Source organism: Natronoglycomyces albus (assembly GCF_016925535.1).
GTDB lineage: Bacteria > Actinomycetota > Actinomycetes > Mycobacteriales > Micromonosporaceae > Natronoglycomyces > Natronoglycomyces albus.
The window spans coordinates 1,615,742-1,633,525 of the sequence record NZ_CP070496.1; the positions used below are offsets into that span (position 1 = coordinate 1,615,742).

Annotated in this window: 14 protein-coding genes; 13 read left to right on the plus strand and 1 reads right to left on the minus strand. The window is 62.7% G+C overall.

Going from position 1 to position 17,784, the window contains the following annotated elements:
* Positions 1-632: 632 nt before the first annotated feature.
* Positions 633-1,133 carry a transcriptional regulator gene (locus JQS30_RS06870; protein ID WP_213172622.1) on the minus strand — a complete coding sequence of 167 codons (501 nt, stop codon included), beginning with the start codon at positions 1,131-1,133 and terminating at the stop codon, positions 633-635.
* Between the two features lie 292 nt (positions 1,134-1,425).
* On the opposite strand from JQS30_RS06870, the gene pyrR reads away from it, so the two are divergent.
* From pyrR to JQS30_RS06935, 13 genes are all read left to right on the plus strand, one after another.
* Positions 1,426-2,025, plus strand: a complete 600-nt coding sequence (gene pyrR, locus JQS30_RS06875) for a bifunctional pyr operon transcriptional regulator/uracil phosphoribosyltransferase PyrR (protein ID WP_281398758.1) — start codon at positions 1,426-1,428, stop codon at positions 2,023-2,025.
* On the plus strand, positions 2,022-2,978 hold the full coding sequence (locus JQS30_RS06880) for an aspartate carbamoyltransferase catalytic subunit (protein WP_213172623.1): 957 nt from the start codon (positions 2,022-2,024) through the stop codon (positions 2,976-2,978). Before pyrR ends, JQS30_RS06880 begins: the two co-directional genes overlap by 4 nt.
* Positions 2,975-4,288, plus strand: a complete 1,314-nt coding sequence (locus JQS30_RS06885; RefSeq protein WP_213172624.1) for a dihydroorotase — start codon at positions 2,975-2,977, stop codon at positions 4,286-4,288. Before JQS30_RS06880 ends, JQS30_RS06885 begins: the two co-directional genes overlap by 4 nt.
* A complete protein-coding gene (gene carA / locus JQS30_RS06890; RefSeq protein ID WP_213172625.1) occupies positions 4,285-5,442 on the plus strand; it encodes a glutamine-hydrolyzing carbamoyl-phosphate synthase small subunit in 1,158 nt (385 codons plus the stop codon). Before JQS30_RS06885 ends, carA begins: the two co-directional genes overlap by 4 nt.
* Positions 5,435-8,764 carry a carbamoyl-phosphate synthase large subunit gene (carB, locus tag JQS30_RS06895; RefSeq protein ID WP_213172626.1) on the plus strand — a complete coding sequence of 1,110 codons (3,330 nt, stop codon included), beginning with the start codon at positions 5,435-5,437 and terminating at the stop codon, positions 8,762-8,764. The genes carA and carB overlap by 8 nt, the downstream gene beginning before the upstream one ends.
* A 167-nt stretch (positions 8,765-8,931) precedes the next feature.
* Positions 8,932-10,005 (plus strand): quinone-dependent dihydroorotate dehydrogenase, encoded by a 1,074-nt coding sequence (locus JQS30_RS06900; RefSeq protein ID WP_213172627.1) that lies wholly within the window; start codon positions 8,932-8,934, stop codon positions 10,003-10,005.
* Between the two features lie 193 nt (positions 10,006-10,198).
* Positions 10,199-11,116 carry an orotidine-5'-phosphate decarboxylase gene (pyrF, locus tag JQS30_RS06905; RefSeq protein WP_213172628.1) on the plus strand — a complete coding sequence of 306 codons (918 nt, stop codon included), beginning with the start codon at positions 10,199-10,201 and terminating at the stop codon, positions 11,114-11,116.
* Between the two features lie 145 nt (positions 11,117-11,261).
* Positions 11,262-11,585 carry an integration host factor, actinobacterial type gene (mihF, locus tag JQS30_RS06910; RefSeq protein WP_213172629.1) on the plus strand — a complete coding sequence of 108 codons (324 nt, stop codon included), beginning with the start codon at positions 11,262-11,264 and terminating at the stop codon, positions 11,583-11,585.
* A 20-nt stretch (positions 11,586-11,605) separates the two neighbouring features.
* Positions 11,606-12,232 (plus strand): guanylate kinase, encoded by a 627-nt coding sequence (gene gmk / locus JQS30_RS06915; protein WP_246498098.1) that lies wholly within the window; start codon positions 11,606-11,608, stop codon positions 12,230-12,232.
* A 56-nt stretch (positions 12,233-12,288) separates the two neighbouring features.
* A complete protein-coding gene (gene rpoZ, locus JQS30_RS06920) occupies positions 12,289-12,570 on the plus strand; it encodes a DNA-directed RNA polymerase subunit omega (protein ID WP_213172630.1) in 282 nt (93 codons plus the stop codon).
* A 12-nt stretch (positions 12,571-12,582) separates the two neighbouring features.
* Positions 12,583-13,773 carry a bifunctional phosphopantothenoylcysteine decarboxylase/phosphopantothenate--cysteine ligase CoaBC gene (gene coaBC, locus JQS30_RS06925; RefSeq protein WP_213172631.1) on the plus strand — a complete coding sequence of 397 codons (1,191 nt, stop codon included), beginning with the start codon at positions 12,583-12,585 and terminating at the stop codon, positions 13,771-13,773.
* Positions 13,774-14,158: 385 nt separating this feature from the next.
* Positions 14,159-15,352 carry a methionine adenosyltransferase gene (gene metK / locus JQS30_RS06930; protein WP_213172632.1) on the plus strand — a complete coding sequence of 398 codons (1,194 nt, stop codon included), beginning with the start codon at positions 14,159-14,161 and terminating at the stop codon, positions 15,350-15,352.
* Positions 15,353-15,487: 135 nt separating this feature from the next.
* Positions 15,488-17,437 carry a primosomal protein N' gene (locus JQS30_RS06935; protein WP_213172633.1) on the plus strand — a complete coding sequence of 650 codons (1,950 nt, stop codon included), beginning with the start codon at positions 15,488-15,490 and terminating at the stop codon, positions 17,435-17,437.
* Positions 17,438-17,784 lie beyond the last annotated feature (347 nt).

Below are 17,784 nucleotides of genomic sequence, written 5' to 3' on the forward strand. Positions count from 1 at the left end.
CTGAAGCAGGCCGTTGATTAAAAGAATGAGATAAAGACGAGTTGTCTTCTTTAAGTGTGCGATCAGTATGGCCTATACACAACCGAATTGCTAGCAGATCACACCACGTGATCTGGATTACTTGGCGGGGTCGCTGACATGGGGGTTTAGGGGCCCATCATCTGGAATCTGGGTTTAAAGCCCCTGTTGGTCAGTGACCTGGCTCGCCTCAACTGAACGGATGAGCCGCTGAGATGGGCGGGGGATCGAGTACGCATTCACCGTAAAGCGAATGCTAAACAATGGCTTTCAAAAAATAGAAACAATGGCGAATCTTGGCGAGTTAATGCGGGCGGTCCTTGACAATGCTTGCTTGTATTAATGACCTTTTATGTCTGGGAAACGCAATGCGATGGACTTTTTAGAAGACTTGGGAGCAAAAGTGCAGCGCATGGGCTCGGACTGAGCCGGTGCGGTGTGGTGGGGCCACGTCTGGAGGGGCCCAGCCCCGTAGCGGCTCGCCACTCTGGCGCGGCCACGGTCGCACAGTCCGTTCTCCCCGTAAGACAAAACGGTGGTGGCCCCGGCTATGCCGGGGCCACCACCGTGGTTCCACGTATCGAGTTGCCTACGTTCGCGTCAGTCGTTCTTGGCTACTCGCCGGAGTCGGCGAAGAAGGCCTGTAGATCGTGCACGAGGACGCCGTAGTCTTCCAGCTTCTCCACCAAGCCAGAAGGCGTCGTGGAGTAAATGACGGCCAAGGTGTAGAGGTCGTCGGCGCGGATGGACAAGATGCGGCCGTTGTAGTCACCCCGGCGCTGCTGGATGGAACGGGCCAATTTGGCAACGTGCTCCAGTTCAGAGTCCGGGTGGTCGTAGAGGGCCTCCAGGTTGAGGACAATCTTGTCAGCCTCTTCGACAGGTAGCGGCACACCTTCGGGCAGCAGCTCGGAGACAGGCACACGGTAGAAGTCAGCCAGCTCGGCCAGGCGGCTCACCGTGATCGAACGGTCGCCCCGCTCGTAGGAGCCGATGACGACAGCTTTCCATTTCCCACCTGATTTGTCTTCCACGCCCTGCAACGACAGGCCCTGCTGCATACGAATATCGCGCAGACGGTTTCCGAGCGCCTTTGCGTATTCCGAGTTTGCCATTGATAACTCCAAAACCTAGCGAGGGTTGGTTTTCTCCCCGGGAATGCGGGAAGTGGTACTCCAATTGTTAACTACTGTCCGTGACAATAAACAGGTGGGGCCTAAAAAGCAAGTGTTCTTCATCGCCCTCAGCCCGCATCCACCCGCCAAAAATAGTGCTAAAAGCGACATTAAGGCATGGAATCTTCGGATTGCTGGCCTGGCGGATTTCACTCTCGGTGATCGAGGGCGTAGTATGAGCGGTGGCCATTCTTTAACGGACCGTCCAGCGAGGCGGAGAAGGAGGACCACCGTGGCAGAGCCTGCCCAAAAACCGCCCAAAAGTTCCACACCACCAGGTGCGGATCGTTCCGGCGCTGGTAAACACATCCTCACCGATGCCGACATCAACCGAGTCGTCAACCGCATCGCTCATCAAATTCTCGAAAAGACCAAGGGCGCCGAAAATACTGTGCTGCTTGGAATCCCCACCCGTGGGGTCGCCTTGGCTGGCCGACTTGCCGCGCGGCTGAAGGACTTCGCCGATATCTCCGTCCCCGCAGGGGCACTAGATATCACCCTGTACCGCGATGACCTGCACATGAAGGCGTTGCGTGCTCTTGGCCCGACCGATGTGCCACCAGAGGGCATCGACGGTCAGCGCGTCATCTTGGTCGACGACGTCCTTTACTCGGGGCGCACTATCCGCGCCGCGCTCAACGCCCTGTACGACATTGGGCGACCCTCGCAAGTGCAGCTGGCCGTCCTCGTCGACCGAGGCCACCGCGAGCTGCCGATTCGCCCCGATTATGTCGGGAAGAACATCCCCACCGCCCGAGAAGAGAGCGTGCGAGTGCTGCTGCGCGAATACGACGATCTCGACGCGGTGACACTGTCCGGAGGCGACGCATGAAGCATCTCTTGACCTGCCAGGCGCTCAGCCGTGACGACGCCGAGCTCATCCTTGATTCGGCCCAACAAATGGCCGAGGCGGTTCGGGGGCGCGAAGTTCCCAAGCTGCCAACACTACGTGGACGCACTGTTGTCAACCTGTTCTTCGAAGACTCCACCCGCACCCGTACCTCATTTGAGACCGCCGCGAAACGCCTCTCGGCCGACGTGGTCAACTTCGCCGCGAAGTCTTCCAGTCTCTCCAAAGGAGAAAGTCTGCGTGATACGGCGCTGACTCTCCAAGCCATGGGAGCCGACGCGGTCGTGGTGCGCCATGGTGCCTCGGGCGCGCCGCAGCAACTGACGCGGTGGCTCGACGGCGCGGTTCTCAATGCCGGAGACGGCACTCACGCCCACCCCACGCAGGCCCTACTCGACGCGTTTACCATCCGCCAGCGACTAGGTGAGGTAGAAGGTAAGACGGTCACCATTGTCGGAGATATCCTCCACAGCCGGGTCGCCCGCTCGAACGTGTGGCTACTGTCCACCCTGGGGGCGCGGGTTCGCCTCGTGGCGCCGCCGACGCTGCTACCAGTGGCCGCCCAAAAGTGGCCGGTCGACATTTCCTACGACCTTGATTCGGCCTTGAGCGACACCGACGCGATCATGATGCTGCGGGTACAGCACGAGCGCATGCGTGATTCCTTCTTTCCATCCGTGCGCGAGTACGCCCGGATGTACGGGCTTACCGCCGCACGGGAAGCGCGACTTCCCGGCCACGCCATCGTGATGCATCCGGGTCCGATGAATCGAGGTATGGAGATTGCCTCCAGCGTCGCCGACTCACCCCGATCCACCATCACCGAACAGGTCACCAACGGAGTCTGGGTGCGCATGGCCGTGCTCTACCTCCTCTTGACGTCGGACTCGACGTCCAACACATTGCACGGAACTGGCACGGAGGCGCGTTCATGACGGACAATCACTGGCTCATTCGCGGAGCAAAACTCCTGGGGCGCCATGCCGCCGATGTGCGCGTTAGCGATGGGCGCTACGCCCAGATAGGAAACGGCCTAGCCGCTGAGGGCGCGACCGTGGTCGACGCCCAAGGACTCGTGTTGCTGCCGGGACTGGTCGACTTGCACACTCACCTGCGTGAACCCGGCCGCGAGGACGCCGAGACGGTGTTGTCCGGCACGCAGGCGGCAGCGCGCGGCGGATACACCGCCGTGTGCGCGATGGCTAATTCCCAGCCTGTCGCCGACACCGCTGGGGTGGTCGAGCAGGTTTGGCGACTGGGCCAAGAAGCCGGGTACGCCGATGTTCAGCCTATCGGCGCTGTGTCCATCGGCCTCCAAGGCGAGACGATGGCCGAGTTGGGCACTATGAACGCTTCGAAGGCGCACGTGCGCATGTTCTCCGACGATGGCCACTGCGTGTCCGATCCACAGCTGATGCGTCGGGCGCTGGAGTACGTCAAGACCTTCGACGGGCTGATCGCTCAACACGCCGAAGAACCGCGCCTGACTCAGGGCGCGCAGATGCACGAAGGGGAACTGTCCTCACGCCTGGGCTTGGCCGGTTGGCCCGCCGTGGCAGAGGAAGCCATCATCGCTCGCGATGTGCTGCTGGCCGACTACGTCGGCTCCCGCGTCCACTTCTGCCACGTCTCCACCGCTGGCAGCGTCGACATCATCGCCGCGGCCAAGCGCAAAGGCATCAACGTCACCGCCGAAGTGTGTCCGCACCACCTGCTGTTGACCGATGAGCGCGTCGCCTCATACGACCCGGTTTTCAAAGTCAACCCGCCTCTGCGCGAATCCAGCGACGTGGCCGCACTGCGCACCGCGCTGGCCGAGGGCATCATCGACGCGGTGGCCACCGATCACGCCCCTCACGCTGAGCAGGACAAGACCTGCGAATGGGCACACGCTCGTCCGGGCATGCTTGGCCTGGAGACGGCGCTGTCGATCACCGTGGAGGCTCTCGGAGGTCCCGACAATGTCGACTGGGACATCGTCGCCGAACGCTGCTCTCGCACCCCGGCCCGCATCGCTGGCCTAGATGACCATGGACATGACCCCGAAGTGGGGCAGCAGGCCAACTTCACTCTCATTGACCCGACCACCACCTGGACGGTGGTGCCCGACGAGCTGAGCTCGATCGCCCGCAACACGCCCTTCGCCGGTCTCAACCTGCCCTGCACCGTGCAGGCGACGTTCCTGCGCGGGGAAGCGACCGTGCTTGATGGCAAACTCACCGACCGCAGCCAGGAGACAGCATGAGCAGCACCCACTCTGCGCGCGCCAGCGCGATCCTCGTCCTCGAAGACGGCCGCACGTTCCACGGGGAGGCCTACGGCTCCGTGGGAGAAACCTTCGGGGAGGCGGTGTTCAACACCGGAATGACTGGATATCAGGAGACCCTGACCGATCCGTCCTATCACCGACAAGTCGTCGTGGCCACCGCGCCGCAAATTGGCAACACCGGTGTCAACGACGAAGACGACGAGTCCAGCCGCATCTGGGTGGCCGGATACGTGGTGCGCGAACCGGCGCGCATCAGCTCCAACTGGCGAGCCAAACGCGGACTCGAAGACGAGTTGGCCGCGCAAGGCATCGTCGGCATCAGCGGAGTCGACACGCGGGCCCTAACTCGCCACCTGCGCGAACGCGGGGCGATGCGGGTGGGAATATCCAGCCGCGATCTCAACCCGAAGACCTTGCTGGAAAAGGTCCGTAAGGCTCCGGCGATGAACGGGGCAAGTCTGGTCGACGAAGTTTCCTGTACCGAGCCCTACACCGTCACCGCCGAGGGAACCGAACGTTTCCGGGTGGCCGCGCTGGACTTGGGAATTAAACGCAACACGCCGCGCCGGATGGCGCAGCGTGGGATCACCTGTCAGGTCTTTCCCGCCTCCACTGGTATCGAGCAGCTGTTGGCCACGAAGCCCGACGCGGTGTTTCTCTCCAACGGCCCGGGTGACCCGGCCACCGCCGAAGCCCAAGTCGCGCTGACCAAGGAACTGTTGCGGCGCAAAGTGCCGGTGTTCGGCATTTGCTTCGGAAACCAAATTCTCGGTCGCGCTTTGGGCCTGAGTACCTTCAAACTAAAGTACGGCCACCGCGGCATCAACCAGCCGGTGTTGGACCGCTACACCAAGAAGGTCGAAGTCACCGCGCACAATCATGGTTTCGCGCTCGCCGCTGCTGAACACACCGAGGACCGGGACGGAATCGCCACCTTCACCTCTGAGTTCGGGGCCGTCCAAGTCAGCCATGTCTGCCTCAACGACGACGTCGTCGAAGGCCTCACCTGCCTGGACGTGCCCGCCTTCTCCGTGCAATACCACCCGGAGGCCGCCGCCGGGCCACACGATGCCGACTATCTGTTCGACCGTTTGACCGATTTGATCCAGGGGGTCTACGCCCATGCCTAAACGCGACGACATCAATCACGTACTCGTCATCGGCTCCGGCCCCATTGTTATCGGCCAGGCCTGCGAATTCGACTACTCCGGCACGCAAGCGTGCCGGGTCCTCAAAGAAGAGGGTCTGCGGGTCAGCCTGGTGAACTCCAACCCGGCCACCATCATGACCGACCCCCAGTTTGCCGACGCGACCTATATCGAGCCCATCACCTCGGAGTGCATCGAACAGGTCATCGCCGCCGAACGCCCCGACGCGATCTTGGCGACCCTCGGTGGGCAGACAGCCCTCAACGCGGCAGTCGCCCTGCACGATGCCGGAATTCTCGAAAAATACGGTGTGGAACTCATCGGGGCCGACATCGACGCCATCCAACGTGGAGAAGACCGGCAGATGTTCAAGGACGTCGTCGCCCGGGCTGGGGGAGAGGTTCCGGCCTCGGCGGTGTGCCACACGATGGACGAGGTGCGCCAAACGGTCGAGAAGCTGGGCCTACCCGCCGTCATCCGCCCTTCCTTCACCATGGGCGGGCTCGGCTCCGGCATGGCCTATACCTGGGAAGACGTCGAACGTATCGCCGGTGGCGGTTTGGATGAATCCCCAACCTCGGAAGTCCTGATCGAAGAGTCGGTGCTCGGCTGGAAGGAATACGAGCTTGAACTCATGCGCGACCACCACGACAACGTGGTCGTCGTCTGCTCGATCGAGAACATCGACGCCATGGGCGTGCACACGGGAGACTCCGTCACCGTCGCCCCGTCCATGACACTGACCGACCGTGAATACCAGGACCTGCGCGACCTTGGGATCGCGGTGTTGCGCGAGGTCGGCGTTGACACCGGGGGCTGCAACATCCAGTTCGCCATCAACCCGGCAAATGGACGCATCGTCGTCATCGAGATGAACCCGCGAGTGTCACGCTCCTCGGCGCTGGCTTCCAAGGCCACAGGCTTTCCGATCGCCAAGATCGCCGCGAAATTGGCCATCGGATACACGCTCGACGAGATCCCCAACGACATTACGCGAGCCACTCCAGCGGCCTTCGAACCGAGTCTTGACTACGTGGTGGTCAAGGTGCCGCGCTTCGCCTTCGAGAAATTCCCCGGCGCCGACGCCGGCCTCACCACCACCATGAAGTCCGTTGGCGAGGCCATGAGTTTGGGCCGTACCTTCGCCGAGGCCCTTCAAAAGGCATTGCGATCCGCCGAGACCAAGGCGGGTGGCTTTTGGACTCTGCCTGACCCGGCTGGCGCCACCAAGGAAAACTCCCTAGAGGCGTTGAAGATCGCTCACGACGGCCGGCTCTACACCGCCGAACGGGCGCTGCGCCTGGGAGCCAGCGTCAACGAGGTTGTGGAAGCCAGCGGAATCGACCCGTGGTTTATCGACCAGATCGCCGCGTTGATCGAGCTACGTCATGAGGTCGCCGCCGCCCCCGTGCTTGACCAAGCGCTACTGCGCCGAGCTAAGAGGGCTGGATACTCCGACGCGCAGTTGGCGGCCCTACGGCCCGAACTGGCCGGAGAGGACGGGGTACGTTCCCTGCGCCATCGTTTGGGTCTGCGGCCTGTCTACAAGACCGTCGACACCTGCGCGGCCGAGTTCGCCGCCCACACGCCCTATCACTACTCCAGCTACGAGGATGAAACCGAAGTCGTGCCGTCCAACCGGCCCAAAGTGATCATCCTCGGCTCCGGGCCCAACCGCATCGGGCAAGGCATCGAATTCGACTACTCCTGTGTTCACGCGGTGCAGGCCCTGCGGGAGGCCGGTTACGAAACCGTCATGGTCAATTGCAACCCCGAGACAGTCTCCACCGACTATGACACCGCCGATCGCCTCTACTTCGAGCCGCTGACGTTCGAAGACGTCCTGGAGATCTACCACGCTGAGCACAGCTCTGGTCTGGAAGGGGGCGGTGTCGGCGTCATCGGCGTCATCGTCCAACTCGGTGGCCAGACCCCGCTGGGCTTGGCCGACAAACTCGCCAGTGCCGGGGTACCCATCGTCGGTACCTCGCCGGAGGCGATCAACCACGCCGAGCACCGAGGCGAATTCGGGAAACTCTTGGCCGCCCAAGGTCTCACCGCCCCCGATCACGGCACGGCGACCTCCTTCGAGGAAGCCCGCGCCGTAGCGGCCGAAATTGGCTATCCGGTGCTCGTACGACCCTCCTATGTCCTGGGGGGTCGAGGCATGGAAATCGTCTACGACGACGACAACCTCGCCGCGTACATCCAGCGAGCCACTGAGGTCAGCCCAGAACATCCAGTTCTGGTGGACCGTTTTCTCGACGACGCCATCGAAATTGACGTCGACTGCCTGTGCGACGGCGAGGAAATCTACCTTGGCGGCGTCATGGAACACATCGAGGAAGCCGGAGTCCACTCCGGAGACTCCGCGTGCGCGCTTCCGCCCATCACCTTGGGCGCGGCCACCATCGACCGTATCCGCGAAGACACCGCCAAGCTCGCCTTCGGTATAGGCGTGCGCGGCCTGATGAACGTGCAATACGCGCTCAAAGACGAGCAGCTGTACGTGCTTGAGGCCAACCCACGTGCCTCCCGCACCGTCCCCTTCGTCTCGAAAGCCACTGGCGTTTCCCTAGCCAAGGCCGCCGCCCGCATCATGCTCGGCGCGACCATTGGCCAGCTACGCGAAGAGGGCATGCTCAAAGCACAGGGAGACGGAGCTGACGCCGCCGATGACTGCCCTATCGCGGTCAAGGAAGTCGTCCTCCCGTTCAAGCGGTTCCGCACCGCCGAGGGCGAGGGCATCGACGCCCTCCTAGGGCCGGAAATGAAGTCCACCGGCGAGGTCATGGGCATCGACACGACCTTCCCGCTGGCGCTGGCGAAAGCCCAACTGGCCACCTACGGTCGACTCTTCGGGCAAGGTAACTCCGGCAGTGTGTTCGTCTCGGTGGCCGACCGCGACAAGCGTTCGATCGTCTTCCCGGTCAAGCGACTCGTCGGGCTCGGATTCACCGTCTACGCCACGTCCGGAACCGGGCAGGTGCTGCGACGCCACGGCATTGACTTCACCCCGGTGGCGCGGCACACCTCAGACACCGGAACCCCCGGAGCCACCACCGACGCGGTTAGCTTGATTCGCTCCGGCGAGATCGACCTGGTGTGCACGACCCCCTCGGGCTCTTCGGGCCCCCGCACCGACGGCTGGGAAATCCGCTCAGCCGCCGTCGTCTCCGACACTCCCTGCATCACCACAGTGCAAGGAATTTCGGCAGCGGTCATGGGTCTCGAAGCAGCCACGCGTGGGGAACTCACCGTGACCCCCATCCAGGAGCTGCACCGGCAGCTGCGAGATACCTAGTAATTGCGGCCGGTAGCGTGAAAGTTCGGTAGAACCGATCGCTACCGGCCGCAATCGGCAACTATGGGAGGTGCGACCGCAGGGGTCGTACTGTGATCGCTCACCCGAAGCCCCCACGGCAACAGTCGCGGAGCACGTGAGCGTGGTTAAGAGACAAAGAGTTCACAATGCTGTACGAGAAACTCGCCCGCCCGGTCTTGTTTCGTATCGGACGCGGCGACGCCGAAAAGGCACATCACTCCACCCTCACCATGCTGGAGCACGTGTCCGACAACCGGATCATTCGCCAAAGCATGATCAAAGCCAACCAGGTGTACGCACCCGTGACCGTGGCTGGCGTCAAGTTCCCCAACCCCATCGGCCTTGCCGCTGGAATGGACAAGAACGGCGTCGCCATCGGGGCCTGGCCAGCTCTGGGCTTTGGCTTTGCCGAAGTCGGCACCGTAACGTGGCATCCTCAGCCCGGTAACCCACAGCCCCGCCTCTTTCGGTTGCCTGGCTCGCAAGCGCTGATCAATCGGATGGGATTCAACAACGACGGAGCGCAGGCGCTGGCCGCCCGATTGGCCATCTCGCCTCCGGTCAACTGTCCCATCGGCGTGAGTATCGGCAAGTCCAAGATCACGCCGTTGGAGGAAGCCACGTCCGACTACTTGGAGTCGATGCGCGTCCTCTACCGGTTTGCCGACTACTTCGCGGTCAATGTTTCCTCGCCCAACACCCCTGGTTTGCGCAGCTTGCAGGGGGCCGAACAGATGCGAGAGCTGTTGGGAGCGTTGCGCGCTGAGAGCGAGTCTTTGGCGGCAGGGCGTCCTGAGCGCCCCATCTTTGTCAAGATCGCACCGGACTTGACGGAGCCTGCGATCGCTGAGCTGCTCGAAGTGTGCCAGGACACCGGGGTTACCGGAGTCATCGCCACGAACACCACGTTGGGCAGAGACGGAGTTCTCCAGCAGGAGGAATCGATCGCCGCCGAACCAGGGGGCCTCTCGGGCGCGCCGTTGCGTTCGATTTCCCGGGCTGTCGTGGAGTTCGTGCACCGTGAAACGGATGGGAAAATGCCGATCATCGGTTCTGGTGGTGTCATGTCGCCAGACCATGCTCAGTCACTTTTCGACGCGGGAGCGAGTCTCGTACAGCTGTACTCCGGTTTGGTGTACTCCGGTCCCTCGCTGGTACGCCGTAGTGCCCGTAGGGCCAAGCGGGCTCGGCGGCATCGTCGGGCTCAGCCCCGGCGATAGTAAGCGCCCATGAATCTACCCCTGGCATCCAGTGCCGCGAGGGTCAGGAGCGACCGTTTTCCTGGTTGTGGCCACATCCGAGGGGAGCTGGTGCAGGCCCGGCGGGGAATCGCGGCCCAACGGAGGGCTTGGTTGGGGCGCGCCTTAGACGTGATTAGACGATGAGACACCGAGCGAAGAAGGAAGCGGCACTATGAACGATCAGCACAATTTCGGTTTGCGGGTCCAGTCGGCCATTGAACAACGGGGTCGTCTGTGCGTGGGCGTTGATCCACACGCTTCCCTCTTGGCCGCGTGGGGTCTCAACGACGACCTTGCCTCAGCGACTCGTTTCAGTTACCGACTTGTCGACGCGGTGGCCCAGCACGTTGGGTTCATCAAACCGCAGTCGGCGTTTTTTGAGCGCTTTGGGTGGCGGGGCCTAGCCCTGCTGGAAAAGGTCGTCGAGCGTTCTCGCTCGGCGGGTGCCTTGGTGATTCTTGACGTCAAACGCGGTGACATTGGCTCCACGATGCGTGCATACGCCGAGGCCTACCTGCCAAAGGGGGCTCCGTGCGAGGTCGACGCGATCACCGTGAGCCCGTTTCTCGGGGTCGGTTCGCTACAACCGGCCGTCGACATCGCCACCGAGCATGGGAAGGGCCTTTTCACGCTCGCGTTGACGTCCAATCCGGAGGGGCGAAGCGTGCAAAGCGCTGTGGGAGCTGACGGTCGCACGGTCAGTCAGTCCGTGATTGACGCGGCCGGGTTGATCAACGCAGCGTACGACCCGATCGGGCCACTTGGCGTAGTTGTCGGCGCTACCGTCGGTGCGGAGAAGTCCGAGGTTGCAGCAAAAGAGCGTGAATCAAAAGACGAAATTGCCCACACGCAACAACAAACGAGTGAGTCTGGTCACGATCTGAGTAAATTGCGAGGTCCGGTGCTTGTTCCTGGCATGGGTGCCCAAGGTGGACAGCCGGAAGACTTGAAAAGGGTCCTTGGCCCCGCATTGAAATGGTCGATTCCCACATATTCACGGCAAATCGCCCAGGCTGGACCCAGTCTCGCGGGTATACAAAGCGCGGTCAAAGACCTACAGGCTGCGTATCGAGTCACAACCAGGCTGTAGTCTGTCGTGGTGACGGCCAGGAAATGCCACCCCCGGTGGTTAGGCTGTCAGGAAAGGGAGTTACCTTTTCCGGCGCTAGGTATTTTTGTATCCCAGCGCATCAAGGTCTATTTAAAGACAAAACCATCGACTGCAAGGAGACCCCGTGCCGCTTCCTAAGCTGACACCGGAGCAGCGCACCGCGGCCCTCGAAAAGGCTGCCGCCGCCCGGAAAGCTCGTGCTGAACTCAAGGACAAGCTGAAGTCCGGCGAATTGAGCCTCGAAGATGTGCTCAAGCAAGCTGAGAATGACGACATTGCTGGCAAGATGAAGGTTTCGGCTGTTCTGAAGGCCCTTCCGGGCATTGGGGACAAGCGCGCCATGCAAATCATGGAAAAGCTGAAGATTGCCGACAGCCGCCGTCTGCGTGGGCTGGGCGAGCACCAGCGCGCCGCCCTTTTGGCTGAATTTTCCATCGGCCAGGGCTAACTTCCGGTAGTAGTAGACGCGTGAGCTTCCCAAAAATCCACGCAACTGCTCAAGACGCCGGGGCTGCCAGTCGCCTGACGGTCCTCTCAGGCCCGTCAGGCGTTGGCAAGGGCAGCGTGAAAGCCCTCATCCAGGAGCGTTACCCTTGGGTGTGGCTGTCGGTGAGTGCGACCACGCGCTCACCTCGTCCTGGCGAAATTGACGGTATCGATTATCACTACAAATCCGTGCCTGAGTTCGAATCTCAGATCCAGCGCGGTGAGTTCTTGGAATGGGCCGCCTTTGCCGGCAATATGTACGGCACTCCAAGGGGCCCCGTAGAGCAGAAATTGGCCTCGGGCCTGCCCGCTCTGCTAGAAATCGAATTGCAGGGTGCCAGGCAGGTTCGTGAGACCATGCCAGGCGCACAGCTGGTCTTCTTGGCTCCACCGTCTTGGGATGAACTGGTACGCCGCCTCACGGGTCGTGGGACTGAAGATTCGGCCGCCATTGAGCGCCGTTTGGAACGCGCCCGCGAGGAGCTGGCTTCCGAGGCTGAGTTCGACCACACAATCGTGAATGTGTCTGTAGAGCAAGCTGCGGCCGAACTGGTAGAATTGCTCGGTTCGCCCGCTACTAGCAAACAGGTAGTGGAGGCGCGTCTGTAAAGACGCTTCACCATCTTTCACCAAAGAAGTCACTCATCTAACGCGAGGGATCGCACGTGTCTGGGACCGTAGCCGACCCAATCGGCATCACCAACCCGCCCATCGACGACCTGCTGGACAAGGCACAGTCCAAGTATCAGCTGGTCATTTACTCCGCCAAGCGTGCTCGTCAGATCAACGCCTACTATTCGCAGCTGGGCGAAGGCCTGCTGGAATACGTGGGTCCGCTGGTCGAAACCACTCCCGAGGAAAAGCCGCTGTCGATTGCGATGCGCGAGCTCGACCGAGGTTTGCTGGAGACCAAGCGCACCGGCTCGACGTCCTCAGACGACGAGTAACCCTGGACAATAATGCGAATAGTCCTCGGAGTTGCCGGCGGAATCGCCGCCTTTAAGGCCTGTTCGTTGCTCAGGCTGTACACGGAGTCGGGTCACGATGTCACTGTCGTGCCCACCGAAGCGGCACTGAATTTCGTAGGGAAAGCCACCTGGGAGGCCCTGTCGGGCCGCCCGGTGGCTTCCGACGTCTTTACCGACGTTTCTTCAGTTCAGCACGTACAGCTGGGTCGCGAAGCCGACCTGGTCGTGATCGCCCCGGCCACCGCCGACCTCCTGGCGCGGGCCGCTACGGGACGAGCCGACGACCTGCTCACCTCCACCCTCCTCACAGCGACCTGTCCGGTCGTCTTCGCTCCGGCCATGCACACCGAGATGTGGGAACACCCTGCGACCAGAGCGAACGTGGACCTGCTGCGCGAGCGTGGCAACCTCATCATCGAACCGGCCACCGGTCGCCTCACCGGCGCCGACACCGGAAAAGGGCGCTTGCCCGAACCTGAGCAAATTTATGCCTTCACGCACAGCCTTTTGAACAAGACCTGGTCGGGCACCGACCTGGCGGGCTTGAAAGTCCTGGTCACCGCAGGAGGCACTCGCGAGGGCATTGACCCGGTGAGATTTATCGGCAACCGGTCCTCGGGCAAACAGGGATTCGCCTTGGCCGCCGCCGCTGCCACGCGAGGGGCCGACGTTTCGCTTATCGCGGCCAATGTTGAGACTCTTCCACCGGCCGGAGTCATCACGCATGCTGTGGAGACCACCGAGGAACTGCGGGCCGCCACCGTGCGCGAGTCCGACCGGGCCGACGTGGTCGTCTTGGCCGCCGCGCCAGTGGACTTTCGGCCAGCGCGGGTCTCGGCGACGAAAATCAAACGCGGAGACGACACGACCTCGACATTGTCGCTGGTCGCCAACCCTGATATCGCCGCTGAGATCGGGCGCAAGAAGGGTGAGGACACACTGTTGGTGATCTTCGCCGCTGAGACTGACGATGGTCTGCGCCACGCCGCGAAGAAGCTGGAGTCCAAGAAAGCGGACCTGATCGTTCTCAATGACGTCTCAGGTGGAGCCGTATTCGGGTCCAGCTCCAACGCGGTGACTATCCTGGACAGTAGCGGTCCTGTCGCATCGGTGTCAGAATCGACTAAGGAAGTCGTCGCTGACATCATTTGGGATACCGTTGCGGCGCGTTTGGCCCGTTGAATTCGGCGGACTACAGTCGCAACGGGCGCCCATCGCGCACAGGTTCGCAGGTGGGCGACAGCGCGGCGACCAAACTGGCGCTCGCTACCGGGGTGGGACGTAGGTCCTTCGACGAACACCTGCGGCATGGGGCGCACGACGACTTCGGCTCTCGCGATGTTGCTGGAACCGGCCGGAGCACACCGTTGGGCAGCTGGCGACACCCGCCTTAACCGGCAGCGAGGACGAGCTGGTCGTCCGAGCCGCAATGCGCGCCTACGCTGGCGCGCCACCGTTGGTCTCGTGCCCAGAGACCAATAAACTGACCTGATCGAATTAACCAACCGTGGCTTCATCCTCGGCGGCCTCGACCACCGCCGCCCGAAGAAGTCGTTTGAGGAGCGTTGTGGCACGTCGTCTTTTCACCTCTGAGTCGGTGACCGAGGGACACCCGGACAAGATCGCCGATCAGATTTCTGACGGGATCTTGGACGCTTTGCTGGCCGATGATCCCGGCTCTCGCGTCGCCGTTGAAACGTTGATCACGACCGGCCTTGTTCACGTGGCCGGAGAAGTGACCACATCCGCTTATGCCGACATTCCCCGCATCGTGCGCGACACGATTTTGGGAATCGGCTATGACTCCTCCAAGAAGGGCTTCGACGGGGCCTCCTGCGGAGTTAGCATCTCCATCGGTTCGCAGTCTCCCGACATCGCCCAGGGCGTCGATCGGGCCCTGGAATCGCGGCTTGACGCGGGCGACAACGACGCCCTCGACGCTCAGGGCGCGGGGGACCAAGGGCTCATGTTTGGGTTCGCCTGCCAAGAGACCCCTGAGTTGATGCCGTTGCCAATCGCTTTGGCACACCGTTTGTCGCAGCGCTTGACCCAGGTGCGTAAGGATGGCACCGTTCCCTACTTGCGCCCTGACGGTAAGACCCAGGTGACGATCGAGTACGACGGTAACCGACCTGCCCGCCTCGACACGGTTGTGGTTTCCAGTCAGCACGCTCCGGACATTTCGCTGGAGTCGATGATGTCGCCCGATGTGGCCGAACATGTCATCGCACCGGTGGTCGCCGAACTGGAGCTGGACGCACAGGACTACCGATTGTTGGTCAACCCGACCGGTCGTTTTGAAATCGGTGGCCCCATGGGGGACGCGGGTCTGACCGGCCGCAAGATCATCGTTGACACCTATGGTGGCTACGCTCGTCACGGTGGAGGAGCCTTTAGCGGCAAGGACCCGTCGAAGGTTGACCGTTCGGCCACCTACGCCACGCGTTGGGTCGCTAAGAACGTCGTTGCCGCCGGTCTGGCTGAACGCTGCGAGGTGCAGGTCGCCTACGCCATTGGCAAGGCGCAGCCGGTGAGTGTGCGGGTGGAGACCTTTGGCACCGAAGCCGTTGACCCGGTTCGTATCGAGAAGGCGATCAGGGAGGTCTTCGACTTGCGTCCGGCAGCGATCATCCGGGACCTGGACTTGGTGCGTCCCATCTACCAGCAGACCGCCGCGTATGGCCACTTTGGCCGGGAACTACCGGACTTCACCTGGGAGACGACCGACCGCGCGGGAGCGTTGAAAGCGGCCGCCTCCTAAACCGTAGGCGCGCGAACGTGCGGCCTCACGTCATGGTCGCATGTTCGCGCTCTTTGCCCATCCATGCCTAGCACTGGCCTGAGGTGTCCATGCTGGCGTGCCTGCGCTGTCTGAGTCGACTGGTAGAACTTCTATATGACACATGATCCGGGCGTGGCGGCTGTCTGCCTAGAGCAACCCTTGCCACACCTGGATCGTGTTTTCGATTACCGAATCCCCGATAAGCTGCGCGGCACAGTCCACCCTGGTTCTCGAGTGCGCGTCACCTTCGCCGGTCGGCTCGTGAGTGGTTACGTCCTTGAGCTCAAGGATTCCAGCGACTACACGGGGAAACTCACTGACCTGAAGCGTGTTATCACGTCTGAGCCCGTGCTCTCCGCGGAGATTCTCCAGTTGGCCGAAGTCGTTGCCCAACGATATGCGGGTACTCGCTCGGATGTGCTGCGGCTGGCGGTTCCGCAGCGCCGTGCCTCGGTGGAAAAGGAACCGCCGCCTGATCCGGCTCCCGTTGTGCAGCCGCCCGACTCCAGCGCCTGGGCACGCTATCAGTCCGGGGAGGCCTTCCTGCGGGCGCTGTGCGCGGCAAAGGCTCCGCGCGCGGTGTGGGATGCCCTGCCAGGAGAGGACTGGCCCGCCCGGTTTGCCGAGGCCGCTGCCGCGACGGCAAGCTCGGGCCGGGGCGCGGTTCTGGTCGTGCCCGATCAAACTGACCTTGACCGGCTCGACGAGGCGTTGCGGGCGCAGCTAGGGCCGGGGTGCCATGTCACTTTGTCCGCGACGTTGGGCCCGACGAAACGTTACCGGGCGTTTCTCACTGCGCTTCGGGGAGGCGTGAACATCGTCGCAGGTACACGAGCTGCTGGTTTCGCGCCCGTGACGCAGGTGGGGCTGGTGGCGATATGGGATGACGGCGACGAGGTGCACGGTGACCCCCATGCGCCCTACCCTCACGCCCGCGAAGTGCTCTTGACTCGGGCCGCGAGCGCCGGAGCTGGTTGTCTGCTGGGTGGATTTGCGCGTACGGCGAATGCGCAATTGCTGGTGGAGTCGCAGTTCGCCGTGTCGTTGACGCCTGCGAAACCAGCTCGGGCCGCTGCGTTGCCGCGGGTCGTTCCAGTGGGTGACGATGAGGACCTCGAGCGTGATCCGGACGCGGTGGCCGCCCGGATGCCGACGGTCGCCTGGCAGGCCGCCCGGGCGGCCTTGCGAGCGGGCTCGCCGGTGTTGGTGCAGGTCCCGCGCCGTGGGTATGTTCCCGCTGTTGCCTGTCAGCGGTGTCGCAGCCGGTGTCAGTGCCCTCGGTGTGACGGGCCCTTGCGCTTGGTGGGAGCCTCGCGAGCGCCAGTGTGCTCATGGTGCGGTGTGGCGGCGACTAACTTTCGTTGCCCCCATTGTGCTTCGTCTCGGTTGCGCGCCCAAGTGATCGGTCAGGAACGCACTGGAGAGGAGTTGTCTCAGGCCTTTCCGGAGGTGCCGGTACATTTCTCCTCGGGCGTGAACCGGATTGACTCGGTTGACCAGGAGCCAGCCGTCGTCGTTGCCACCCCGGGGGTCGAACCTGTGGCCTCGGGTGGGTACGGGGCGGTTTTGCTTCTGGACACCTGGGCCCTGCTGGCACGTGCGTCGCTGACGGCGGGGGAGGAGGCGTTGCGCAGGTGGATGGCGGCTGCCTCGCTGGCTCGTCCCGCCTCTGCCGGTGGCACGGTGGTGGTGGTGGCCGATGGCGGGCTTCCGGTGGTGCAGGCGTTGTTGCGATGGGATGCGGCTTGGTTCGCAGGCCGGGAGCTGGCCGAACGCTCCGAGCTACGCTTCCCGCCCATTAGCCGCATGGCGGTTGCTTCCGGGTCACCAGCGCAGTTGGAGGCGTTTGCTCATCAGGTGCGCCAGGTGGCTCATAGCCTTGGAGTGGATGTTGAGGAACTGGGTCCTGTGCCGGTCGACCAGGAGACTGAGCGCTTGTTGTGGCGGGTGCCGCGACGATGTGGCCCCGCTCTTTCTCAGGTATTGGCTCAGGTGACGCGCAGCCGTAGCGAGGCCAAGGCTCCCCCGATACGGGTCCAGGTTGACCCGCGTGAGCTTTTCTGATGCCCGCGGATTGGGGGCGTCCGCCCAGGTGCGATGGGCTCTGAGGGCGGCCCCGGCCGCGCCCTCCTTGCTGTTCGAGGCCATGTCTTCGCAGCTCTAGTCGGGAATCTCATGCGCGGCGCGGACTTAGTCCGCGCTAGCCTCTGAGCGGTTTCGCCGTGCTCGTGGCCGACATTGAGTCGTGTGCGAGAGGCTTCTTCGGCGTTCTGGTCGGCTCGTTTACCAGCCTAAACCTCGCCTCCTGCGGCCTTGGGCCCGCACTTTTGCATAGACCTCTTTGATGAGGTCATCCGTATCCATGGTTGCGGCGACCTGGCTTCGAGGTGGCCCTCGGCCAATGGCCAGCT

Coding starts and splice junctions, on each gene's coding strand:
- JQS30_RS06870 (WP_213172622.1), bottom strand. CDS start 1,133: ATGGCAAACTCGGAATACGCAAAGGCGCTCGGAAACCGTCTGCGCGAT.
- JQS30_RS06880 (WP_213172623.1), top strand. CDS start 2,022: ATGAAGCATCTCTTGACCTGCCAGGCGCTCAGCCGTGACGACGCCGAG.
- coaBC (WP_213172631.1), top strand. CDS start 12,583: ATGCGAATAGTCCTCGGAGTTGCCGGCGGAATCGCCGCCTTTAAGGCC.
- JQS30_RS06885 (WP_213172624.1), top strand. CDS start 2,975: ATGACGGACAATCACTGGCTCATTCGCGGAGCAAAACTCCTGGGGCGC.
- carA (WP_213172625.1), top strand. CDS start 4,285: ATGAGCAGCACCCACTCTGCGCGCGCCAGCGCGATCCTCGTCCTCGAA.
- JQS30_RS06935 (WP_213172633.1), top strand. CDS start 15,488: ATGACACATGATCCGGGCGTGGCGGCTGTCTGCCTAGAGCAACCCTTG.
- carB (WP_213172626.1), top strand. CDS start 5,435: ATGCCTAAACGCGACGACATCAATCACGTACTCGTCATCGGCTCCGGC.
- pyrF (WP_213172628.1), top strand. CDS start 10,199: ATGAACGATCAGCACAATTTCGGTTTGCGGGTCCAGTCGGCCATTGAA.
- JQS30_RS06900 (WP_213172627.1), top strand. CDS start 8,932: ATGCTGTACGAGAAACTCGCCCGCCCGGTCTTGTTTCGTATCGGACGC.